This window comes from Sphaerisporangium rubeum (assembly GCF_014207705.1).
Classification (GTDB): Bacteria; Actinomycetota; Actinomycetes; order Streptosporangiales; family Streptosporangiaceae; genus Sphaerisporangium; species Sphaerisporangium rubeum.
In genome coordinates, this window is the sequence record NZ_JACHIU010000001.1 from 1,382,261 (window position 1) to 1,404,349 (window position 22,089).

Sequence of the window (22,089 nt, forward strand, 5' to 3'; positions counted from 1 at the left end):
CCTGAGGCACGGTGTAGGCGAAGTAAAGTGGGCCCGCGAGGAGGTTCCACATGAAGCTGCGACTCGCGCGGCGAGCGTTCGGGGACGCCGTCGTCGTCGCTGTCGAGGGCGAGCTTGACCTGTTCACCGCGCCGTTCCTGCGCGACGAGGTGCGCGAGGCGATCATGCAGGACAGCAGCAAGCTGGTGCTCGATCTCGGTGAGCTGTCGTTCATGGATTCGAGCGGCCTGTCGGTGCTGATCGAGGCGTGGCGGCTGGCGACCGGTGAGGGTGGTGGGGTCGCGCTGGCGGCGCCGCAGGCACCGGTGGCGCGCATTCTGCGCACCACGGGCCTTGATCGCCGCATCAAGGTCTACCCCGATGTCGACGCCGCGATCTCCGCCGAGATTTGAGCCACTCGCAGTAGAACTTCGTTCGGTTGGCACGTTAGGGTCCAGGTTATGGACCTGAACGGAGCAGCAGCAATCATCTCAGGCGCCGCCAGCGGCCTCGGTGAGGCCACGGCGCGCGAGCTGGCCGGCATCGGCGCGACCGTCGTGATCGCCGATCTGAACACCGAGCGCGGCAAGGCACTGGCCGACGAGCTCGGCGGCGTCTTCGTCCACACCGACGTCTCCGACGAGGCCTCGGTGCAGGCGGCCGTCGAGGCGGCCGTCGCGACCGGCAAGCCGCTTCGCGCGGTGGTCAACAGCGCCGGCATCGGCTGGGCCTCCCGCACGGTGAACCGCGACGGGTCGCCGCACGACCTCGCGAGCTACCGCAAGGTGATCGACGTCAACCTGATCGGCACGTTCAACCTCATGCGCATCGGCGCCGCCGCCATGGCGAAGACCGAGGCCGCCGACGAGGACGGCGCGCGCGGTGTCGTGATCAACACCGCGTCGGTGGCCGGCATCGAGGGGCAGACCGGACAGGTCGCCTACTCCGCGTCCAAGGGCGGCATCATCGGCATGACCCTGCCGGCGGCCCGTGACCTCGCGGCCATCGGCGTGCGGGTGCTCACCGTCTGCCCCGGCATCATCGACACCCCGATCTACGGCTCGGGCCCGCAGGCGGAGGAGTTCAAGGCCAAGCTGTCGGCGCCGGTGCCGTTCCCCAAGCGCATGGGCCGCGCCTCGGAGTTCGCGCAGCTGGTGCGCGCGCTGATCGAGAACGACTACATGAACGGCGAGGTCATCCGTTTCGACGGCGGCATCCGCTTCCAGCCCAAGTGACCAGGGAGCCGGACCGAACGAAAGGTGCTCGGGTGTCTGACGAAGTACTCGTCGAGGTGGACGGCGGCATCGCCGTCATCACCATCAACCGGCCGAAGGCGCGCAACGCCATCAACGGCGCGGTGGCCCGCGCCATGGCGGCGGCGCTGGACGAGCTGGAGGAGCGCAAGGACGTCGCGGTGTACGTCCTGACCGGCGCGGGTGGCACGTTCTGCGCCGGCATGGACCTGAAGGCCTTCCTCACCGGCGACTTCCCGCATGTGGAGGGCAGGGGGTTCGGCGGCATCACGGAGAACCCGCCGAAGAAGCCGATGATCGCGGCGGTCGAGGGGTACGCGCTGGCCGGCGGCTTCGAGGTGGTGCTGTCGTGCGACCTCGTGGTGGCCTCGCAGGAGGCGAAGTTCGGCCTGCCGGAACCCAAGCGCGGCCTGGTCGCGGCGGCCGGCGGCGTGCTGCGGCTGCCGCGCCGCATCCCGTACCACGTGGCCATGGAGATCGCTCTGACCGGCGACTTCTACCCGGCGGCGCGGCTGTACGAGCTGGGCCTCGTGAACAAGGTCACCCCCGAGGGTGAGGCGCTCGCCGCGGCCAGGGAACTGGCGGCGAGGATCGCGGCCAACGCGCCGCTGTCGCTGCTCGGGACCAAGCGGCTGGTCGTCGAGTCGGCCGACTGGTCGCAGGACGAGATGTTCACCAAGCAGGCCGAGGTGGTGGACCCGGTGTTCCGTTCCAAGGACGCCATGGAGGGGGCCGCGGCGTTCGCCGAGAAGCGGCCGCCGAGGTGGACCGGGGAGTGACCGACGGCCGACCTCGCGAGGCGCGTGCCGGCCTGCCGGCGCGCGCCTTTCGTTTTCCGCCGCAACACAGGTTAAACACCGATCGCTTACGGTAAAAGGAGGCAAAGCACGTTCCACAGCGCCTCCGGAGGGAGGCGGGCCTCCTGTGGAGAGCCATCAGGAAAGCGGGAGAGACATGGGCGACTACGCCACGCGGCTGGCGCCGACCGGCCGGCCCTCCGGCGACGCGGTCAAGCGGCGGGTCGTCGGCGTGCTGACGGGTGCGCTCGGCGCGGCGCTCATCGTCATGCTCCTGGTGGCCGTCGAGTGGGGCCTGGAGATCGCCGACTACGCGCTGTCACTCAGGCTGGACCAGTACGGCATCGTCGCGCACGATCGGTACGGCCTTCCCGGCATCCTGGCGGCGCCGTTCCTGCACGCCGGGTTCGCTCATCTCATCGCCAACACGGTGCCGCTGGCGATACTCGGGTTCCTCGCCGCGCTGCGGGGGATCGGCCGGTTCCTCGCGGCCAGTCTGATCATCATCGTGGTCAGCGGCATGGGTGTGTGGTTGCTCAGCCCGCCGGGAGCGCTGACGGTGGGGGCCAGTGGCCTCGTTTTCGGCTATTTCGGATATGTCGTGACTCGGGGGCTGTTCGACCGGCACCTGCTCGACATCGTGCTCGGACTGGTCGTCGCCGTGGCGTACTACTCGCTGATCCAGGGGGTGCTGCCGGGACAGCCGGGAATCTCCTGGCAGGGGCACCTTTTCGGGCTCATCGGCGGGGTGCTCGCCGCCTGGATCCTGCGCCGCAGGAGGCGGCAGGCGGTGGCCTGAATTCCCCTCATAGAGGGGCATTAAGTGGCAGAAACCATGAAACTTCGCTTATCCATACAAACTCAGGCGATATGGAACTTAACTAGTCGCGACAGGGACGCCTGAGGGACAATATGAGAGTGCATAATCTGGGGTCGTTAGAGCGCGCCATCATGGAGGTGCTCTGGGATTCCTCGCGACCGACGCTCGTGCGCGAACTCCAGGAAGCACTCAACTGCGGCGCCGCCAAACCGCTCGCCTACACCACCGTCCAGACGGTCGCGGAACGCCTCGTCAAGAAGGGCCTGCTCAGCCGCACGCCGGAAGGCAAGGCGTTCCGCTACTCCGCGTGCCGGACCCGCGACGAGCACGTCACCGCCGTGATGCTGGAGGCCCTGGCCGGCACCTCCGACCGCGCACCCGTGCTGTCGTGCTTCGCGCAGAGCGTCGACCTCGACGACGCACTGCGCCTGCTGGAGGAACTGGCCCGCCGCACGGCGGGCCACAAGCCCGTCGGGGGCCCCGGCTGGGTGCCCCCGCCCGCGCCTGAGCCGTCCCGGCCGGCCTCGGAGGCCGGGGACGGCCGCCGTCCCTAGAGCCGCTCCACCACGTGGTCGACGCACGCGGTCAGGGCCTCGACGTCGGCCGGGTCCACCGCGGGGAACATCGCGATGCGCAACTGGTTGCGGCCGAGCTTGCGGTACGGCTCGGTGTCCACGATGCCGTTGGCCCGCAGGACCTTGGCCACCTCGGCGGCGTCCACCTCGCCGGTGAAGTCGATCGTGCCGACCACGTTGGACCGCTGCGCCGGGTCGGCCACGAACGGCGTGGTGTAGGACGTCTTCTCGGCCCAGTTGTACAGCCGGGACGCCGAGTCCGCGGTGCGCGAGGCCGTCCAGTCGAGGCCGCCGTTGCCGTTCATCCAGTCGAGCTGGTCGGCGAGCAGCAGCAGCGTCGCGAGCGCCGGCGTGTTGTAGGTCTGGTCCTTGCGCGAGTTGTCGATCGCCGTCGGCAGGCTGAAGAACTCGGGGACGAACCGGCCGGTCGCCTCGATCTCGGACACGCGCTCAAGCGCGCGCGGCGAGAACAGCGCGAGCCACAGGCCGCCGTCGGAGGCGAAGCTCTTCTGCGGCGCGAAGTAGTAGACGTCGGTCTCGGAGATCCGCACCGGCAGGCCGCCGGCGCCTGAGGTCGCGTCCACCAGCACCAGCGCCTCGTCGCCGCCGACCCGCTCGATCGGCATCGCCACACCGGTGGAGGTCTCGTTGTGCGTCAGCGCGTAGACGTCGACACCCTCCTCGGCCCGCGGCAGCGGGTGGGTGCCGGGTTCGGACTTGATCACGCTCGGGTCGGCCAGCCACGGGGCCTTGGCGGCCACGGTCGCGAACTTCGAGGAGAACTCGCCGAAGCTCAGGTGCTGGGAGCGCTCCTTGATCAGCCCGAAGGCGGCGATGTCCCAGAACGCGGTGGTGCCGCCGTTGCCGAGCACCACTTCGTACCCCTCGGGCAGCGAGAACAGCTCGCTGAGCCCGTCGCGCACCCGGCGCACCACGGCCCGCACCGGCTTCTGCCGGTGAGAGGTGCCCATCACGCTCGCGCCGCCGCTCGCGAGCGCGGCGAGCTGCTCGGGTCGTACCTTGGAAGGCCCGGAGCCGAAACGGCCGTCAGCGGGCTTGAGTTCAGCGGGAATCACGATGTCAGCCACCCATCCAGGGTAGTGACGCCTGCCGGTGGTCATGTCGCGGGTCCGGATCCTGAGACGCGTGTCCAGGGGTGAGGAAACGGCCGCGTAGGGGCCGGTGCACGCCGGAAGGCCCGCAACCAGGGCTGCGGGCCGTCTGTCGGGGGCGTGCGGGAGACGTGCGGAACGGCCGGTGCGTGGGAGATAGGCCGGGGGGACCTCAGAAGGAGCCGGCGACCTCCGCGGCACCCGGCACGTCGCCGATCGAGCGCTGCGGAGGGCCGACGTAGCGTGCGCTGGGGCGGACCAGCCTGCCCGTGCGCTTCTGCTCCAGGATGTGCGCGGCCCAGCCCGCGGTGCGAGCGCAGGTGAACATCGAGGTGAACATGTGCGGGGGGACCTCGGCGAAGTCCAGCATGATCGCGGCCCAGAACTCCACGTTGGTGGCGAGCACACGGTCCGGCTTGCGCGCGTGCAGCTCGGCCAGCGCGGCGTTCTCCAGGGCCACCGCGACCTCGTACCGGGGTGCGCCGAGCTCCTGCGCGGCGCGGCGCAGCACACGGGCCCGGGGGTCCTCGGCGCGGTACACCCGATGGCCGAAGCCCATCAGGCGCTCACCGCTGTCCAGGGCCTGCTTGACATAGGTCTCCGCGCTGCCGAGGCGCTCGACCTCCTCGATCATGTGCAGCACGCGTGCCGGAGCCCCGCCGTGCAGCGGGCCCGACATGGCGCCGACCGCGCCGGACAGCGCCGCCGCGACGTCGGCGCCGGTCGAGGCGATGACCCTGGCGGTGAACGTGGAGGCGTTCATGCCGTGCTCGGCGGCGGAGGTCCAGTACGCGTCGATGGCCTTGACGTGCTTGGGATCAGGCTCACCGCGCCAGCGGATCATGAACCGCTCGACGATCGAACCGGCCTCGTCCACACGGGCCTGCGGGACCATGGGAAGACCGAGACCGCGCGCGGACTGCGCGACGAAGGACAGCGCCGTGACGGAGGCGCGCGCGAGGTCGTCGCGGGCCTGCGCCTCGTCGATGTCGAGCAGCGGCCGGAAGCCGTAGGCCGGGGCCAGCATGGCCAAGGCGCTCTGGACGTCGACGCGGATGTCACCGGAGTGGACGGGGATGGGGTACGGCTCGGCCGGGGGAAGGCCCGGCTGGAACTTGTTGTCGACGAGCAGGCCCCAGACGTGCCCGTAGGAGACCCTGCCGACCAGCTCTTCGATGTCGACGCCCCGGTAGCGAAGGGCGCCCCCTTCTTTGTCCGGTTCCGCGATCTCGGTCTCGAACGCTACTACGCCTTCCAGCCCGGGTTTGAAGTCGGACATTCGCGGCCGCCTCCCTTTCTGAAGTCAAAGCCTTGATGTCGAGATACCGGCGGGTCATATTCAACCCCCTTGGCATGAGTGCTCCGCCCCCGGACCCGCCGGAACGGGATCGGCGCAGGTGGGGGGCTACTGTCGTGATCGTGGCGGGACGCGGGAGAATACCGATCCGTGGATGCCGCATCGAGCCCGCCGTACTTCGCCGGGCTTCGCCGTACATATGAGGGCAAGCCTCTGCGTGAGGCCGATCTCGCCGCCGACCCTGTCACGCAGTTCGCGTCATGGTTCGCCGACGCCGTCGAGGCGGGCCTGCCGGAGCCGAACGCCATGATCCTCGCCACCGCCTCGGCGGGCGGCCGGCCGAGCGCCAGGACCGTCCTGCTGAAGGGGTACGACAGCGAGGGTTTCGTCTTCTACACCAACTACGAGTCACGCAAGGGACGCGACCTCGCGGAGAACGCGCGGGCCGGGCTGGTGTTCCCCTGGCACCCGCTGCGCCGCCAGGTGCGGGTGGAGGGGCCGGTGGTGCGGCTGCCGCGCGAGGTGTCCGCCGCGTACTTCCATTCTCGTCCCTACGGTTCACGCATCGGCGCGTGGGCCTCGCGGCAGTCCGCCGTGGTGGGGTCGCGCGAGCAGCTCGACGAGCGGTACCAGGAGCTCGCGGAGCGGTGGCCGGAGGAGCCGCCGATGCCGGACTTCTGGGGCGGCTTCCGGGTGGTCCCCGCGGAGGTGGAGTTCTGGCAGGGGCAGGTGGACCGCATGCACGACCGGCTGCGCTACCGCCGTTCCGGGGACTCCTGGATCGTGGAGCGGCTCGCACCCTGACGAAGATCACCCAGGCCGTACGGATAAGGTGCCGGAGTCATCCCAGAGTCTGGCGTGTTGTCCGGAGTGCGTGAGGTGGGGGAATGCCGGGGGTCCAGTCAGGCCTGAGACGCGTCGCCGTGGACACCCGGCCGCTGCGCATCCCCGCCTACCGCCGGTTGCTGACCGGCCAGGGTGTCTCGTTCATCGGGTTCCAGCTCACCTCGGTGGCGGTCAGCGCGCAGGTGTACGACATCACCAGGTCGTCGCTGTGGGTGGGGCTGCTCGGCCCCGCCAACCTCATCCCCCTGGTGGTGTTCGGCCTGTGGGGCGGCGCGGTCGCCGACGCGGTGGACCGGCGCAGGCTGCTGATCACCGGCTCGTTCGTCGCGTGGGCCGCGACCTTGGCGCTGCTGCTGCACGCCTGGGCCCGGGTGGACAGCGTGCTGTTCATCATCGTCGTGATCGCCGTGCAGTCCACCGGCTTCGCGGTCACCTCGCCGACCCGTGGCGCGATCATCCCCCGGCTGGTGCCGACCGAGCGCGTCGCGGCGGCCAACACGCTGAACTTCCTGGTCAGCAGCGCGGGCTCGGTCGCGGGGCCGCTGCTGGCCGGCCTCGTGCTCGCCAGGTCGGGGTACGCCACCGCCTACCTCATCGACGCCGTGCTGTTCACCGCCGGTCTCTACGCCGCGCTGCGGCTGCCGCGCCTCCCCCCGATAGGCGACATCGTGCGTCCCGGCCTGCGCTCGGTCGTCGACGGACTGCGGTACATCGGGGGCCACCCCGTGGTGCTCATGTCGTTCGTCGTGGACATCATCGCCATGGCGTTCGCGCTGCCGAGAGCCCTGTTCCCCGAGCTGACCGCCGAACGTTTCGGCGGGTCGCCGGTGGCGTTCGGCTGGCTGTCGGCGAGCATCGCCATCGGATCGGTCGCCGCCGGCCTGCTGTCGGGCTGGGTCGGCAGGGTACGGCGCCAGGGTCTCGCGCTGACCTGGGTGATCGCTCTGTGGGGCCTGACCGTCGCGGCGGCGGCGTTCACCCACGACCTGTGGCTCGCGGTCGCGCTGCTCGCCGTCGGCGGCGCGCTCGACCTGGTGTCGGCGGTGTGGCGGCAGACCATCCTGCAGACCTACGCACCCGACGAGATGCGCGGCCGCATGCAGGGGGTCTTCATGGTCGTGGTGGCCGGCGGGCCGCGCCTCGGCGACCTGCGGGCCGGGGCCACGGCCAGCGCCTTCGGGCTGGTGCCGGCCTGGGCCGGCGGCGGGCTGATCTGCGCGGTGCTCGTCGTGGCCGCCGGGCTCGCCGTCCCCGCGTTCCGGCGGTACGACGCGGGGCTGCGGCTCGCGCGGGGGCCGGATGACGCGGATCAACGATCACGTTCTGGACATACACGCGACGGCGACGCCGAACAATGAGATGCTAGAGGCCGGAATCACGTCCTCCCGCGCCGCTGCCGCCTGCCTGCCCGACCGTTTCCGTCGGTCGGTCTGCGTAAGCTTCGTTCGGACGTCGAGACCGCGACTCCGGGGAGAGGTGCCTCTCCGCCTGCTCGCACGCGGCTTTCCACCCCGGAGCTGGACGTAGCATCGGGATATCGGGAGGGGAGGAGCCTTGACCGCACACGGCCTGATCGACACCACGGAGATGTACCTCCGGACGATCTACGAGCTGGAAGAAGAGGGAATCGTCCCTTTGCGGGCCCGCATCGCCGAGCGACTGCAGCAGAGCGGTCCGACGGTCAGCCAGACGGTCGCTCGCATGGAGCGCGACGGCCTCGTCCGGGTCGAGGGTGACCGCCACCTCACCATGACCGATCTCGGACGCACCCTCGCCACCCGGGTGATGCGCAAGCACCGCCTGGCCGAGTGCCTCCTCACCCAGGTCATCGGCCTGCCGTGGGAGGAGGTCCATGTCGAGGCGTGCCGCTGGGAGCACGTCATGTCGGAGTCTGTGGAGACGCGGCTGGTCAGCCTGCTCGACAGCCCCGTCGTCTGCCCGCACGGCAACCCCATCCCGGGGCTCGACGAGCTCGGCGTCATCGAGTCCGACAAGGGTGAGGCCGAGACCATCGCGGCCATGCTCGACCTCGTGGGCTCCGGCGACCTGCCGGTGGTGGTGAGGCGAATCAGCGAACAAGTGCAAAGTGATCCCACCGTGATGCTTAAACTCAAGCAAGTTGGGATACAACCCGGACGCGAGGTGACGCTCGCGGCGAGCGACGACGGTGTACGGGTGACAGGTGACGATGAGGCGGACAGTACCCCCGCGAACATCCCCCGCGATGTCGCCGCGCACGTCTTCGTGTCCAGACGCTGACAGCCCACGGCGTTCTTGGTCGATTCCCGCCATGGGCTTCCCCCGTTCCGAGGTGCACCATGTGTCAGGCCCGTCCCGTCCGGGCCTTCCTCACCATGCCGTCGAGACCGCCGCAGGAGCACACGTGGTCGTCTGCGCCCTCTTCAGAGCGGTCGCGTCATGAAGCACTGGGGTGACCTCTCACAGGACGCCGCCGACCACATGACGGCCGGGTCGGTCCTCGACCACGCCGAGCTGGCCGTGGTCGTCACCGACCGTTTCAGCAACGTCCTGTACTGGAATCCCTTCGCCGAGCGGCTCTTCGGCCAGGCCGAGCGGCCGGCCGGCGCCGAGCGGGCCGCGCCGTCCTTAGGGATCATGGAGAAGGACCACCCCCTCGCCATCGAGCTCGCCAAGCACGTGCTCAAAGGCGGGGTGTGGGAGGGCACGTTCGACATCTCACGCGCGGACGGCTCCATCATCTACGTCCGGGCCCAGGCCGTCCCCCTGCGCCACACCACCGGCTCGGTCACCGGCATCGTCATCACCGCGCGTGAGGCGATGCGCAGCAACGAGCGCGAGAAGGACCGCTTCGGGCTGCTGGAGCGCATCGGCGAGCGTCTCGCCGGGTCGCTGCACGTCGGCGAGACCCTGAGCCGCGTCGCCGAGATGCTCGTGCCGCAGTTCGCCGACCACTGCTTCATCGAGCTCACCGAGGGTGAGCGGCTCATCCGCAAGGTCTCCACCCACGTCAAGGGCTGGACACCTCCACCCGGCACCTGGAAGCCGGTCGGCTCCGACATCCGCTACCCGCCGGGCCACTACGCCGAGATCGCGCTGCGCCGTCAGGAGACCATCCTCGTCGAGGACTTCGCGCAGAGCGGCTACCCGGCGGTCAGCGAGGCGAGCAGCAGGCTGTGCGGCGAGATCGGCATGACGTCCGCCATCGTCGCGCCGCTGTGCGCCAGAGGCATGACGCTCGGGTTGATGTACCTCGGCCTGTCCAACCTCACCGACCGCCGCTCGCCGCACTACGACGCCTTCGACCGTGACTTCGTGGGGGCCATCGCCACCCGCGTCGCCATCGCCATCGACAACGCTCTGCTGTTCGAGGAGGAGCGGCACACCGCCGAGTCCTTCCAGAAGTACCTCCTGCCGCGCGCGCTGCCGCAGCTCGACGGCCTGGAGATCGCCGTGCGGTACGAGCCCGCCGCGCCGCTCGCCTCCCACGGCCAGGGCATCCAGACCCAGGTCGGCGGCGACTGGTACGACGTGATCCCGCTGTCGGCGGGCCGGGTCGGCATCGTCATCGGCGACGTCGAGGGCCGCGGCGCCAAGGCCGCCGCCGTCATGGGCCAGCTGCGTGCCGCGCTGCGCGCGTTCGCGCAGGACGACAAGCCGCCGGCCGACATCCTCGCGCGGCTCGACGAGTGGACCCGCGTCGTCGCCGCGCCGGACGACGACGCGTTCGGCGTCGGCGTCCCCCCCATCGTGACCTGCCAGTACCTCGTGTACGACGCATGGTCGCGCCAGTTGTCGTTCGCCAACGCCGGCCACGCTCCGCCGCTGCTGATCGTCGACGGCACGGTCACCGAGCTCGACATCTCCGAGGTCGGCCAGCCGCTCGGCGTCAGCGCCAAGGGCATGCACGCCGACCTCGTGTACAAGGAGGAGACCCGGGTGCTGCCTCCCGGCGCCGCGCTCCTGCTGTACACCGACGGCCTGCTCGACCGCCGTCCGGCCCGTGAGTCCGGCGACCCGCAGCTCAGCTACGACGAGATGCTCGGCGCGCTGCGCGAGCAGGTCGCCAAGGTCTCCACCGAGAGCGTGGAGCGCATCGCCGACGCCGCGACCGACGCCATCCCCGGCGAGATCGACGACGACATGGCGATCCTGGTCATCCGGTCGGCCGGCAAGGAGCTCGCCTACGAGGAGCGCACCTTCCCCGCGCAGCCCATCATGGTCGGCGAGGCCCGGCGCATGGCCGCCGAGGCCTTCACCGGCTGGGGTGTGCCGGAGGACAGCGCGGAGCTCGCCTGCCTGCTGGTCTCCGAGGTCGTCACCAACGTCGTGCTGCACGCCGCCGGTTCGAGCGTCCCCCGGCGCGAGCTGATCATGATGGACGGCCCTCCGTTGCCGTTCGACGAGTCATGGGACGTCCCCGGCCTGGACAACGACGTGGTGAACGAGAAGGAGTTCACCCTGCGCCTGCGCCGCGGCGATGAGTCGGTCTGGGTCGAGGTCTTCGACCAGGACCTGCGCCTGCCGCGCATCCGCAGCGCCGGCGAGAACGACGAGGGAGGCCGCGGCCTCTACCTGGTCGACCAGCTCGCGCGCCGCTGGGGTTCGCGGCCCACCAAGGAAGGCAAGGCCGTCTGGTTCGAGATCCCCACCCGCCGCTGACCCGGCTCAGCGGAAGGTCTGGGTGTACACGGCCAGGATCACGACCATGAAGGTCAGCATCACGCCGGTGTAGGCCATGGGGCCGAAGCGCAGGCGCCGCCTGACGCGGTTCAGGCCCCACGCGAACAGGAACGCCAGGAAGATCAGCAGGATCAGCCCGCCGTTGTCCACCGCCACCGCCTCCACGAAAACCTTCGCTACCGCAGACCAGTATGCGGCGCTTCGGCGTCCGGCGCGCGAACGGCGCGGCGGCACCGGGAAACCCAGAAGGACAAACTACGTAAATCACCGCATGTTGGCGTGCGGACACATCCGACCTATAGAGTCTGGCGCGTCGCCTGACCCGACCTGACCGAGGAGGGGGATGTCCATCTCGCCGCTGTCCCTGCCGCAGCCACCCCAGAAGGCACCGGAGTTCGGACGGGACGCGCTGGTCGTCTGCGAGAGCCTCGTGCGCATCTACCAGTCCGGCTCGGTCGAGGTGCAGGCGCTGCAGGGGCTCGACCTGGTCGTCGAGAGCGGCGAGATGATCGCCATCGTCGGCGCGTCCGGCTCGGGCAAGTCGACCCTGCTGTCCATCCTCGCCGGCATCGACGCGCCGACCGCGGGCCGTGCGCGCGTCGACCGGTGGAACCTGCTGGCCATGTCACGGGCCGACCGCGTGCACTACCGGCGGCACACCGTCGGGTTCGTCCGGCAGCAGACGTCATCCAACCTCCTGCCGTACCTCACCGCCAGGCAGATGATCGACCTGCCGATGACGGCGGCCCGCACCCCGGCTCGCACACGCCGCGAACGCGCCGTCGAGCTGCTCGACACCCTCGGCGTCGGGGCCTGCGCCGACCGCCGTCCCGGCCAGATGTCCGGCGGACAGCAGATGCGGGTCGCCATCGCGGTGGCCCTCGCCAACAGTCCGCGCGTGCTGCTGGCCGACGAACCGACCGGCGAGCTGGACACCGCGACCTCCGCCGAGGTCTTCGCCGCGTTACGCGACGTCAACCGGCACTTCGGCGTCACCGTCGTCATCGTCACCCACGATCCCGAGGTCAGCGGCCAGGTCGAGCGGACCGTCGCGATCCGGGACGGACGCACCAGCACCGAGGTGCTGCGCCGCACCGCCACCGGCGACGACGGCGGCACCCACGTCATCGCCGAGGAGTACGCCGTGATGGACCGCGCGGGACGGGTCCAGGTGCCCCGTGACTACCGTGAGGCGCTCGCGCTGACCAGACGGGTCCGGCTGGCCCTCGAATCCGACCATGTCACGATCCACCCCGACCTCGACGGTGACGCGTGACCGCCGGGCCGCTGCTCACCGTACGCGGCGTCAACCGGCGTTTCGGGTCCGGTCCCACCGCTGTGCACGCGCTGCGTGACGTGGAGTTCGACGTCGAGGCCGGCACCATGGTCGCTCTGGTCGGCCGCTCCGGCTCGGGAAAGACCACCCTGCTCAACGTCATCGGCGGCCTCGACCGTCCCGACGCCGGCACCGTCCACGTCGACGGCACCGAGGTCACCGCGCTCGACGAGGACGGCCTGTCCCGGCTGCGGCGCGAGAAGGTCGCCTACGTGTTCCAGACGTTCGGCCTGATCCCGGTGCTGTCCGCCGCGGAGAACGTCGGAGCACCGCTGCGGCTGGCCCGCGTCGCGCCGGAGGAACGCGAACGCCGCGTCGAGCTGCTGCTCGACCTCGTCGGCCTCGCCGACCACGCGCAGCAGCGGCCCGGCGAGCTCTCCGGCGGTCAGCAGCAGCGCGTGGCGATCGCACGCGCGCTCGCCGCCTCACCTCGGCTGCTCATCGCCGACGAACCGACCGGTCAGCTCGACGCGGAGACCGGCCTCGCCGTGATGGCCCTGCTGCGCGGGGTCGTGGAGTCCGAAGGCGTCACGGTGCTGGTCTCCACCCACGACCCCGTCATGATCGCCTTGGCCGACCGGACCATCCACATCAGCGACGGCCGCCTGGACGAGCAGAAGGACGACGCATGACGCGGATCTGGAGCGGTACGTGCTGAGGGTGCTCGGCCTGCGCGCGCGGGCCCAGTGGCCGCTGCTCGCGGCGCTGCTCGCGGTCGTGATGGTCGGCCCCACGCTGCTCGGCACCTGCGCGCTCCTCGTCACCAGCACCGCCGAGCGAGCCCTGGAGACCGCGGCGTCCCGTGCCTCCGCCGCCGACACGGCCGTCACCGCCTACATCGTCACCGTGCGCGGGCCGGACGCGCGGTCCGTCGCCGAGGACACCCGCGGCCTGCTCACCTCGGCACTCACCCCGTTCACCACCACGACGGCCACGCGCGCGTCGTCCCTGCTGCGGTCGATCCCCGGCACCGGCCGCGACGGACCGGCGGACGTGACCTACCTGTCCGGCATGGACGGACTGAAGTCCCGCGCGCGGCTGACCGCCGGACGCTGGCCCTCGCCTGGCGCCGCGCCGCTCGAAGCCGTCGTGCTGGAGTCCACCGCGCGGATGCTCCGTCTCCGCGTCGGCGACCGCGTGAAGCTCGGCCCCGAGCTGACCAGAGAGCCCGCGCCGCCGACCGACGTGACCGTCGTCGGCGTCGTGCGTCCCCTGCCGGCCGCCGGCTGGGACCGCGACCCGCTGTCGGCGGCGGGTTTCGACCTCGCCTACAACGACGGCCGGTCAGGCAAGCCGGTCCGCGCCTACGGGCCCTTCCTCCTCGACCTCACCGACATGCTCGCCGGCGGCTCCACCATCGACCGCATGGAGGTCGTCGCTCAGCCCGACCTGTCGGCGCCGGACCGCCGCGACCTCGACACCGTCGCCGCCGCCGTGCTCGGCGCCGACCGCCGCCTCGAACGCATCCTCGGCGACCGGATACGCATCGAACGCGTCGCCTCCGCGCTGCCGGGGACCCTGCTGGCCGCACGCGAGCAGCAGCAGGTCACCACCGCCACCGTGCTGGCCGTCGCGCTGCTCGGCAGCGTGCTCACGGCCGCCGCGCTCGCTCTCGCGGGCCGCCTCGTCGCCGCCGTACGGGCCGGGGAGATCGCTCTGCTGTCGGCCATGGGGGTGAGCCGGGGCCAGCTCGCCGCCGCCGCGGCCACCGAGGCCGCGATCCTCGCCGTGCTCGCCACCGCGCTCGCGATCCCCGCGTCGTCCCTGCTGCACTCCTTGCTCACCCACCTGCCGCTGATGGCCGGCGCCGGCCTCGCCGTCCCACCGGCCGTGACCGGCGTCCAGGCGGTCACCGTCGCCGCCGGGGTGCTGGCCCTCGCCGTGATGCTCGTGTTCCTCGCGGTACGGCCCTCGGCCGCGCCGGGTGAGCGCCGCGGCCGGCGTGAGCTGCTGGCCAGGTCCGGCGCCGACCTGCTGCTCGTGGTGTTCGCCGCCGTCGGCTGGTGGCAGCTCTACGCGCAGCCCACCGGTTCCAGCGCGCGCACCGACGCCGTGCGCGTGCTCGCTCCAGCGCTGCTGCTCACCGCCGGCCCCGTGCTGGCGCTGCGCCTCGTCACTCCCGCGCTGCGCGGCGCCGACCGGCTGGCCCGCCGCGCACGCGGACTGGTCGTCCCACTGGCCACACTAGAGGCGGCCCGCCGGCCGCAGGCGGTCGCCGCGGGCCTGCTGATCGGCCTGGCCTGCGCGGCCTGCACGTTCGGGGTCGGCTTCGACGCGACGTGGCAGCGCTCGCAGCGCGACCAGGCCGCGCTGTCGGTCGGCACCGACCTCGCGCTGCCGCTCGCCGTCCCGCCGGTCACCGGTCAGGGAGCGGACGTCGCCGCGGCCACCGGGGGAGTGGTGAGCCCGGCCACCGACCGCGGCATCGCGGTCGGACAGTGGCTCGGCGACGCCGGCGAGCCGTCACGGCTGATCGCCGTGGACGCCACCCGCGCGGGGGCTCTGCTGCGCGGCCGGCTGGACGACGGACGCGCATGGAACGACGTGGGGGCCGCGCTCGCGCCGCCGGCCCCCGTCGCCGGCGTGCCGGTCCCGTCCGGCGCCACGCTCACCATGACCGGCACGGCGACCGGGCACACGGCGCTCGCGGTGACCCCCCGGCTGCTGGTGCAGGACGCCACGGGCCTGCGCACCCCCTGCACCGGGTCCCCTGTGCCGCTGGACGGCGAACCGCATCCGCTGCCGCCGTGCGCGAGCGACACCGGCCTGGAGGTGGTCGCGGTGTCCCTGCCGGTCATGCTCGACTCGACCTCGCCGGCCAACGCCGACCGCTCGTCCTGGGACCCTCTCGGCTTCGGTGAGGTCACCATCTCCGTCACTCTCGGCGTACCGGGATCGGCCGCCAAAGCCGGCGAGTGGACCGCGACCTCGCTCCAGCCCGCTCCCCAGTACCTTTTCAAGCAGACCGCGGCCGTCACCGGCGCCGCGCTGAAGATGACGGCGACCGTCAACCTCGCCGGCCCCCCGGACGCGGCCCGCACTCTCGTCGCCACCGCGTTCCCCGACCCCGGTGCGATCCCCGTGGCCGTGACCAGCCGCTTCGCCGACAAGCTCGGCGTCAGACCGGGCTCGCAGCTCAGCCTCACCGTCGGCGTGTTCCCCGTGCAGGTCAGCATCGCCACCGTCCTGCCGGTCATCCCCTCGGCCCCCGGCGCCGCCGCCGTGCTCGCCGACATCGACAACCTGTCCCGGGCCCTCGTCACCGCAGGCAACTTCGACTCCCCGGTGGACGCCTGGTGGGTCGGCGGCCCCACCGTACGCGACGCCGCCGCGCGTGCCACCGCGCTCGGTCTCGGCGCCGTCACCACCCGCGCCGGCGAGGAGGCCCGGCTGTCCAGCGGCCCCCTGCGCGCGGGGCTGCCGGCCGCGCTGCGGCTGCTCGTCCCCGCCGCCGTGCTGCTGCTGCTGACCGGCGTCATCCTGCACGTGACCTGCGACGTGCAGGCCCGTGCTCTCGAAGTGGCGCGGCTGCGCGGCATCGGCATGTACCGGCGGGAGATCCGCACGGTGCTGCTCGGCCAGCACGTCGGCATCCTGCTGCCGCTGGTGGCGGCAGGCGCGGCGGCAGGCGCGCTCGCCACCTGGGTCGTCGCACCGCTGCTCGTCCGCTCCGACACCGGCGCCGCGCCGCTGCCGGCCGCACTGCCGAGCTGGCCGTGGGCCGCGGAGGCAGGCCTGGTGGCCCTGCTGCTGCTCGGCTGCACGGTCGCGGTGACCGCCGTGGTCACCGTGCAGGCGAGACGCGCCGACGTCGCGCACCTACGGGTGGCGTCATGAGGATCCCCCGGCTCCCCGTCCTGCACTGGCCGAGCGTACGCGGCCGGGCCCGCGCCGACGCCGGGCCCCTGCTGCTGGTCGCCGCCGTCGTCGTGGTCGTCACGCTGCTGGCCGGCGCCGTACCGCCGCTGATGCGCGCCACCGCCGACGCCGCCGTACAGGACGCCGTCCGCCGCGCCGGCACCGACGCCGACGTCACGGCGCACGCCAACTGGGAACGCGACGACGGGCCCGGCGGTGGCCGCGCACGCCAGCCGCAGCTCCCCGAGGACATCGACACCTTCCGCCAACACGCGGTGGACAACCTCGACCCCACGCTGACCGCCGCGCTGCGGGCTCCCGTGGCCAGCGCCACCAGCGTCCCGCTCAAGATCACCGACGGTAGCGTGCTGCGCACCTTCACGCTCGCCTACCTCGCCGACGACAACGGCGGCCCCCGGGTCACCTGGGTCGAAGGCGGCCCGCCGAAGGCCTCGGTCACCACCCCGGGCGGCATCGCCGAGATCCCCTACCAGGCGCCGCCATGGCCGGTGCAGGTCGGCCTGTCCGAGGCCGACGCCAAGGCCCTCGGCCGCGGGCCAGGCGACGACATCCCGCTCATGGACGACAACAGGCAAGTCAAGAAGGTCAAGGTCAGCGGGGTCTTCCGGCCCGCCGACCCCGCCGACCCCGCTTGGCGGCTCCTCCCCTGGCTGCTGAGCCCCGCCAAGGGGGCCGACGGCATCGGCAGCACCCGCCTCGCCGGCCTGCTGTCCCGAGACTCCCTTCCGGACGCACGCCTCGCCCTGGAGCCGGAGCAGTTCGACCGCGCCGTCTCGTTCAGCCCCGACGCCTCTGTGCTCGACCTGAAGGCCGCCGAGGCGCTCACCACATCGGTGGTCGGGCTCAAGGCCAACTCCAGCTCCTCGGCCGTCTTCGACAGCTCCCTGAAGTGGGCCACACAGCTCGACAACGTGCTGGTGGACATCCGCACCAGGGTCGCCGCCATGTTCGCGCAGTCGTCGGTCCTGCTCACCGGCATACTCGCCGCCGCGGTCCTCGTCCTGCTGCTCGCCGCCGAGCTGCTGGTCCGCAGACGGGCCCCCGGGCTGACCGGCGCCAGGCAGCGAGGCGCGGGCCTTCCCGATCTCGCCGCCGAACTGCTCCTGGAGTCCACTCTGGTCGCGCTGGCCGCCGCCGCGACCGGGCTGGCGCTGGCCGGCCTGGTCGCCCCCGGCACCTCCCTGGAGTGGGCCGTACCGGTGGTGGTGGCCGCCGTCGTCGCGGGGCCCGCGTTCGGTGTGCTCGCCGCCGCACGGGCCACCCGCGACAAACGCGTCCCCGCCAACCGGGCCGCGCGCCGCTCGGCCGAGCGCACCGTGCAACTGCGCCGCGCCACCGTCGAGGTCGCGGCCATGATCACCGCGGTCGCCGCGTTCGTCGCGCTGTTCCAGCGTGGCATCGTGCCGGCCGGCACCGCCGCCGACGCGACCGGACAGGACGGCGGCGCGTCGTTGCCGGCGAGCGCGCCGGCCCTCGGCGTCGTCGCCGGCACGCTCCTGCTGCTGCGGCTGCTCCCCGCCGGCACGGGTGCCGCGCTGAAGCGCGCGCTGCGGTCACGCCGGCCGCTCGCGGTGTTCGGCTCGGCGCGCGCCGTCGCGACGTCCGCGCGCGTGCTGCCGCTCATGATCCTCGTGACGTCCGCCGCGCTCGCCTCGTACGCCTTCACCTTGGACGCCACGGCGGGACGCGGCATGGAGGACGGCGCGTGGCGCACCGTCGGCGCCGACGCGCGCCTCGACATGGCCTCCGTCGCGGCCGGCTCGACCGCCGCCGTCGCCGAGCGCGTCGCGGCCGCACCGGGAGTCACGCAGGCACTCGCCGGACAGGTCAGCGAGTTCACCCGCGTCTCCACGCCGGACGCGTTCGTCCAGCCGCGCCTGGTGGTGGTGGACACGCGCGCGCTCCGGCGGCTGGAGGCCGCCACGCCACTGCCGAAGACCCCCGGACTCGACCGGCTCGCGGCGGCCGGCACCGGCGATGTCCCCGCGCTGGTGCGCTCGTCGGACGGCACCCTGCGGCCCGGCATGAAGCTGCGGCTGCTGCGCGCCGACGCGCCACCCATCCCGCTGGTCGCCGTCGGCACGGCGCCGGCCATCGGCGACGCCACCGACCTCGTGCTCGTGGACGCCGCGGCGCTCACCGCGGCCGGCATGCCACCCGAGCCCAACACTATCTGGGTGACCGGCCCCGGCGCGGCGCGTGCCGTCGCGGCGAACGCCGTCGCCGCCGCACCGCTGGTCCGCGCGGACGTGCTGGAGGAACGGCGCGCGGCGCCGCTGACCTCGGGCCTGCTGCGGCTGGCCTGGGCCTCGGCCGCGATGCTCCTCGCGCTCGGGCTGCTCGGGCTCGCGCTCGGCGCCGCGGGAAGCGCGCCGGACCGCTGGCAGACCCTGACCCGGCTGCGCACCCTTGGACTTCGGCCACGCGACACCCGCTGGGTCGCCGCGGGTGAACTGCTGCCGCCGGTGGTGGCCGCCGCCGTGCTCGGTCCCCTGCTCGGGGTGCTGCTCGCGCGCCTGACGCTCGGCTCGCTCGCGCTGCGGCTGATCACCGGACAGACCACCGACCCGGCCCTGGTGCCGCCGTGGTGGTGGCTCGCGGTGATGGCCGCCGGCTTCGTGGCGGCGGTCGCCGTCGTGGTTCCCGTCGAGGCCGCGCTGCGCCGCCGCCGCAGGCTGAGCGAGGTGCTCCGCGCCGGCGGTTCGTGACGCGGGCCGGAAGCGGAACGACCGGCCCGTGATCTCTTCAGGAGCGGAAGACCTGACCGGTGAGGCGGAGGAACCGGCCGGTGATCTTGCTCAGAAGCCGAAGGACCGGCCGATGATCTCCTTCATGATCTCCGTGGTGCCGCCGTAGATGGTCTGCACGCGGCTGTCCATCCACGCCTTGGCCACCGGGTACTCCGTCATGTAGCCGTACCCGCCGTGCAGCTGGAGGCAGCGGTCGATGACCTTCTGCTGGATCTCGGTGGTCCACCACTTGGCCTTGGCGGCGTCCACCACGGTCAGCTCCCTGGCGTTCAGCGCCAGGACGCACTTGTCCACGTAGTGCCGCGCGATCTCCACCTCGGTGGACAGCTCGGCCAGGACGAACCGCGTGTTCTGGAACGAACCGATGGTGCGGCCGAACGCCTGGCGGTTCCTGCAGTACTCGATGGTCGCTTCGAGCACCGTCTCGGCGGCGGCCACCGCGGCCACGGCGATCGACAGCCGCTCCTGGGGGAGGTTCGCCATGAGCTGGAAGAACCCCTGGCCCTCCTCGGCGCCGAGGCGGTTGGCCACCGGCACGCGGACGTTCTCGAAGAACAGTTCCGCCGTGTCCTGCGCGTGCATGCCGATCTTCTCCAGGTTGCGGCCCCTGGTGAAGCCCTCCATGCCGCGCTCCACCACCAGCAGCGTGGTGCCGCGCGCGCCGGCGGCCGGATCGGTCTTGGCGACCACGACCACCAGGTCGGAGTTGATGCCGTTGGTGATGAACGTCTTCTGGCCGTTGACGACATAGTGGTCGCCGTCGCGCAGCGCCGTCGTGCGCACCCCCTGCAGGTCGCTGCCGGCGCCGGGCTCGGTCATGCCGATGGCCGTGATCAGCTCGCCGGAGGTGAAACCGGGGAGCCAGCGCTGCTTCTGCTCCTCGTCGGTGAGGTCCACCAGGTACGGCGCCATGATGTCGTTGTGCAGGCCGAACCCCAGCCCCGAGGCCCCGGCCCTGATGATCTCCTCGACGATCACCGTGTTGTACCGGAAGTCGGTGATGCCGGAACCGCCGTACTCCTCCGGCACCGAGAAGCCGAACATGCCGAGTTCCCCGGCCTTCTTCCACACCTCACGCGGCACGATGCCGTCCTTCTCCCACTGCGCGTGGTGGGGGACGACCTCGCGGGCCATGAACTCGCGCACGGTGTCCCGGAAGAGCAGGTGCTCCTCCTCGAAGAGGTCTCGCCGCATTCGTCCTGTCCTCTCTGGGGGAAATCAAGGAACAGAATACTGTTCTGCTGCGGGTTCTTCGATACGTACCCCTGTGACGTGACGACCACGTACCGACGTCACAAATCCACTACTTTCCCCGCCTTCTGTGTCCATTGCCGATGGCCGCGCTCGTCATTCGTCATACGATCCTCTCCCTGGTTCGAGGTTGGTCAGCGATGGTTACGGAGGCCCTCCCGTGAGCGGTCGGGCGATCAGGTTCCGAGGTGTGCTCGCGGCGTCGGCGCTCGCCGCCTGCACGGGTGTCTGCTTACAGACCCCGGCGGCCGCCGACACCCGCCACTACATCTACGAGTACACGTGCACCGGCGGTCATCTCCTCCGTGACGACGGTCCGAAGAACATCACTGTGGATGTGACCATCCCCACCTCGGTACGGGTCGGCGAGCGCATCGCCGTGGACTGGACGCTCAGCGACTCCCCGCTCGCCGCCTCCGCCGCCTTCAAGGCCGGCGGCCGCCTCATCGCCACCGGCACCTCCGGGGTCAAAGGCTTATGGAGCGGACAACTCGACTCCACAGGACACAAGGACCAGGCCGTACTCGCCAAGAACGGCCCTCTAAAACTTCCGTCCGCGATCTCCGGCTCGGTCACCACCACCGAAACCGGCAAGCTCACCATTACGCCTGGCCAACTAGTCCTGGACTTCATCCCACCGGCCGACACGATCAGGGTCAACGACAACGGCGACATCGACGGGGAACCTGAGGCGACCGTGCAGCACAAGCACGGTCCCATCACCTACAACGAGTCGTCCTGGTTCCGCGCTGCGGACCGGTCGGCCTACAAGGACTACAAGGACGACTTGCACGCCACCGCCAAGAAAGACGACTCGGTCACGGTGACATTCGTCGGCACCGGGCTCGCCTACATCGGCGAGCGGGTCAAGACCGTCGGCGAGTTCGAGGTGTCCCTCGGTACCGACCCCAAGGTCATCGCCACGGTGAACGCGTACGACCCCGCGCCGGAAGCCACTCCCAAGGCGCAGGAAGTGCTCTGGTCCAAGACGGACTTCCCCTATGGCGAGCACACCGTCAAGTTCAAGAACGTCGCTCCGACCGGCACCGTCATGGCCGTGGACGCCTTCGACTTCATCACCCGCGAACTGTCCACCCCGCCGGACAACTATTTCCGCACCACCTGCACCACCAAGACCGTCAAGTCCGCGACCGTCGAAGTGCTCCCGGCTCCGACGCCGACCAGCACCAGCACGAGCCCCGGTGGAAACGGCCACATCACCGACGGGGACGACTCGGGCCGCGGCGTGAACGTGCTGTCCGGCGGCGGTCAGGGACACGGCGCGCCGACCGCGACGGCGACCGCGACCGTCACCCGTAAGCCGACGCCTGAGCCGAGCCGTACGCCGCAGGTCCGGGTCACCCCCAAGGGAGGCGCGCAGACCGGTGAGGCGTCGGGGGACGGCACGGCGGCGCCGCTGCTCATCGGGTACGGGACGGTGCTGACCGTCACGGGGGTCGCGGGTGGCGCGTTGAGGCGTCGCAGGCGTCGTACCGCTGTATGAAGGCCTCGCCGATGACAGCGGACACGGC

Annotated in this window: 18 protein-coding genes; 14 read left to right on the forward strand and 4 right to left on the reverse strand. The window is 71.6% G+C overall.

All coding sequences use genetic code 11. The features are described 5' to 3' along the window. Positions 1-50: 50 nt before the first annotated feature. The 5 genes from BJ992_RS05915 to BJ992_RS05935 all read left to right on the forward strand — a co-directional run bounded on the left by BJ992_RS05915 (position 51) and on the right by BJ992_RS05935 (position 3,403). Complete coding sequence (locus tag BJ992_RS05915) at positions 51-392, forward strand: STAS domain-containing protein (protein WP_184978924.1); 342 nt, start codon at positions 51-53, stop codon at positions 390-392. A gap of 48 nt (positions 393-440) precedes the next feature. Then, the gene (locus BJ992_RS05920) at positions 441-1,214 is read left to right on the forward strand and encodes an SDR family oxidoreductase (protein ID WP_184978925.1); all 774 of its coding nucleotides are present in this window, start codon (positions 441-443) and stop codon (positions 1,212-1,214) included. Between the two features lie 32 nt (positions 1,215-1,246). Continuing rightward, positions 1,247-2,011 (forward strand): crotonase/enoyl-CoA hydratase family protein, encoded by a 765-nt coding sequence (locus BJ992_RS05925; RefSeq protein WP_184978926.1) that lies wholly within the window; start codon positions 1,247-1,249, stop codon positions 2,009-2,011. A 175-nt stretch (positions 2,012-2,186) separates the two neighbouring features. Continuing rightward, positions 2,187-2,828: a rhomboid family intramembrane serine protease gene (locus BJ992_RS05930; RefSeq protein ID WP_184978927.1), complete on the forward strand. Its 642-nt coding sequence runs from the start codon at positions 2,187-2,189 to the stop codon at positions 2,826-2,828. 113 nt (positions 2,829-2,941) lie between these two features. Next, positions 2,942-3,403: a BlaI/MecI/CopY family transcriptional regulator gene (locus tag BJ992_RS05935; RefSeq protein WP_281390310.1), complete on the forward strand. Its 462-nt coding sequence runs from the start codon at positions 2,942-2,944 to the stop codon at positions 3,401-3,403. On the opposite strand, the gene serC is transcribed toward BJ992_RS05935, so the two are convergent. Together serC and BJ992_RS05945 are read right to left on the reverse strand one after the other, a co-directional pair. Further along, positions 3,400-4,512: a phosphoserine transaminase gene (gene serC, locus BJ992_RS05940; protein ID WP_184978929.1), complete on the reverse strand. Its 1,113-nt coding sequence runs from the start codon at positions 4,510-4,512 to the stop codon at positions 3,400-3,402. The two genes, BJ992_RS05935 and serC, sit on opposite strands and share 4 nt — an antisense overlap. Positions 4,513-4,708: 196 nt before the next feature. Beyond that, positions 4,709-5,815 carry a citrate synthase 2 gene (locus tag BJ992_RS05945; protein WP_184978930.1) on the reverse strand — a complete coding sequence of 369 codons (1,107 nt, stop codon included), beginning with the start codon at positions 5,813-5,815 and terminating at the stop codon, positions 4,709-4,711. Positions 5,816-5,983: 168 nt separating this feature from the next. Between BJ992_RS05945 and pdxH the strand changes: the two genes are divergently transcribed. The 4 genes from pdxH to BJ992_RS05965 all read left to right on the forward strand — a co-directional run bounded on the left by pdxH (position 5,984) and on the right by BJ992_RS05965 (position 11,320). Further along, the gene (gene pdxH, locus BJ992_RS05950) at positions 5,984-6,637 is read left to right on the forward strand and encodes a pyridoxamine 5'-phosphate oxidase (protein ID WP_184978931.1); all 654 of its coding nucleotides are present in this window, start codon (positions 5,984-5,986) and stop codon (positions 6,635-6,637) included. 83 nt (positions 6,638-6,720) lie between these two features. After that, complete coding sequence (locus tag BJ992_RS05955) at positions 6,721-8,037, forward strand: MFS transporter (protein ID WP_184978932.1); 1,317 nt, start codon at positions 6,721-6,723, stop codon at positions 8,035-8,037. A 196-nt stretch (positions 8,038-8,233) separates the two neighbouring features. Further along, positions 8,234-8,938 carry an iron-dependent transcriptional repressor DtxR gene (locus BJ992_RS05960; RefSeq protein WP_184978933.1) on the forward strand — a complete coding sequence of 235 codons (705 nt, stop codon included), beginning with the start codon at positions 8,234-8,236 and terminating at the stop codon, positions 8,936-8,938. A gap of 159 nt (positions 8,939-9,097) precedes the next feature. After that, complete coding sequence (locus tag BJ992_RS05965) at positions 9,098-11,320, forward strand: ATP-binding SpoIIE family protein phosphatase (RefSeq protein WP_184978934.1); 2,223 nt, start codon at positions 9,098-9,100, stop codon at positions 11,318-11,320. 6 nt (positions 11,321-11,326) lie between these two features. Here BJ992_RS05965 and BJ992_RS05970 read toward each other — a convergent pair whose 3' ends face one another. Then, entirely contained in the window at positions 11,327-11,506 is a 180-nt protein-coding gene (locus tag BJ992_RS05970) for a hypothetical protein (RefSeq protein WP_184989463.1), read from the reverse strand. Positions 11,507-11,684: 178 nt separating this feature from the next. Here BJ992_RS05970 and BJ992_RS05975 point away from each other — a divergent pair, with 178 nt between their 5' ends. Genes BJ992_RS05975 through BJ992_RS05990 form a run of 4 tightly spaced genes read left to right on the forward strand, consistent with a single transcriptional unit; the run spans position 11,685 to position 19,264 of the window. After that, a complete protein-coding gene (locus tag BJ992_RS05975) occupies positions 11,685-12,617 on the forward strand; it encodes an ABC transporter ATP-binding protein (RefSeq protein WP_184978935.1) in 933 nt (310 codons plus the stop codon). Then, positions 12,614-13,309, forward strand: a complete 696-nt coding sequence (locus tag BJ992_RS05980; protein WP_184978936.1) for an ATP-binding cassette domain-containing protein — start codon at positions 12,614-12,616, stop codon at positions 13,307-13,309. The genes BJ992_RS05975 and BJ992_RS05980 overlap by 4 nt, the downstream gene beginning before the upstream one ends. 19 nt (positions 13,310-13,328) lie before the next feature. Further along, complete coding sequence (locus BJ992_RS05985) at positions 13,329-16,514, forward strand: FtsX-like permease family protein (RefSeq protein WP_184978937.1); 3,186 nt, start codon at positions 13,329-13,331, stop codon at positions 16,512-16,514. Continuing rightward, positions 16,511-19,264 carry an FtsX-like permease family protein gene (locus BJ992_RS05990; protein ID WP_184978938.1) on the forward strand — a complete coding sequence of 918 codons (2,754 nt, stop codon included), beginning with the start codon at positions 16,511-16,513 and terminating at the stop codon, positions 19,262-19,264. Before BJ992_RS05985 ends, BJ992_RS05990 begins: the two co-directional genes overlap by 4 nt. A gap of 90 nt (positions 19,265-19,354) precedes the next feature. Here the strand turns inward: BJ992_RS05990 and BJ992_RS05995 are convergent, their stop codons facing one another. Beyond that, complete coding sequence (locus BJ992_RS05995) at positions 19,355-20,500, reverse strand: acyl-CoA dehydrogenase family protein (protein ID WP_184978939.1); 1,146 nt, start codon at positions 20,498-20,500, stop codon at positions 19,355-19,357. A 217-nt stretch (positions 20,501-20,717) separates the two neighbouring features. Between BJ992_RS05995 and BJ992_RS06000 the strand changes: the two genes are divergently transcribed. After that, a complete protein-coding gene (locus tag BJ992_RS06000; protein ID WP_184978940.1) occupies positions 20,718-22,061 on the forward strand; it encodes a hypothetical protein in 1,344 nt (447 codons plus the stop codon). The last annotated feature ends 28 nt before the right edge of the window (positions 22,062-22,089 follow it).

What these genes read in the sequence shown, in the direction of transcription:
- BJ992_RS05915 (WP_184978924.1), top strand. Translation starts at nt 51, where the DNA reads ATGAAGCTGCGACTCGCGCGGCGAGCGTTCGGGGACGCCGTCGTCGTC.
- BJ992_RS05920 (WP_184978925.1), top strand. Translation starts at nt 441, where the DNA reads ATGGACCTGAACGGAGCAGCAGCAATCATCTCAGGCGCCGCCAGCGGC.
- BJ992_RS05930 (WP_184978927.1), top strand. Translation starts at nt 2,187, where the DNA reads ATGGGCGACTACGCCACGCGGCTGGCGCCGACCGGCCGGCCCTCCGGC.
- BJ992_RS05935 (WP_281390310.1), top strand. Translation starts at nt 2,942, where the DNA reads ATGAGAGTGCATAATCTGGGGTCGTTAGAGCGCGCCATCATGGAGGTG.
- BJ992_RS05945 (WP_184978930.1), bottom strand. Translation starts at nt 5,815, where the DNA reads ATGTCCGACTTCAAACCCGGGCTGGAAGGCGTAGTAGCGTTCGAGACC.
- BJ992_RS05955 (WP_184978932.1), top strand. Translation starts at nt 6,721, where the DNA reads ATGCCGGGGGTCCAGTCAGGCCTGAGACGCGTCGCCGTGGACACCCGG.
- BJ992_RS05965 (WP_184978934.1), top strand. Translation starts at nt 9,098, where the DNA reads ATGAAGCACTGGGGTGACCTCTCACAGGACGCCGCCGACCACATGACG.
- BJ992_RS05975 (WP_184978935.1), top strand. Translation starts at nt 11,685, where the DNA reads ATGTCCATCTCGCCGCTGTCCCTGCCGCAGCCACCCCAGAAGGCACCG.
- BJ992_RS05990 (WP_184978938.1), top strand. Translation starts at nt 16,511, where the DNA reads ATGAGGATCCCCCGGCTCCCCGTCCTGCACTGGCCGAGCGTACGCGGC.
- BJ992_RS05995 (WP_184978939.1), bottom strand. Translation starts at nt 20,500, where the DNA reads ATGCGGCGAGACCTCTTCGAGGAGGAGCACCTGCTCTTCCGGGACACC.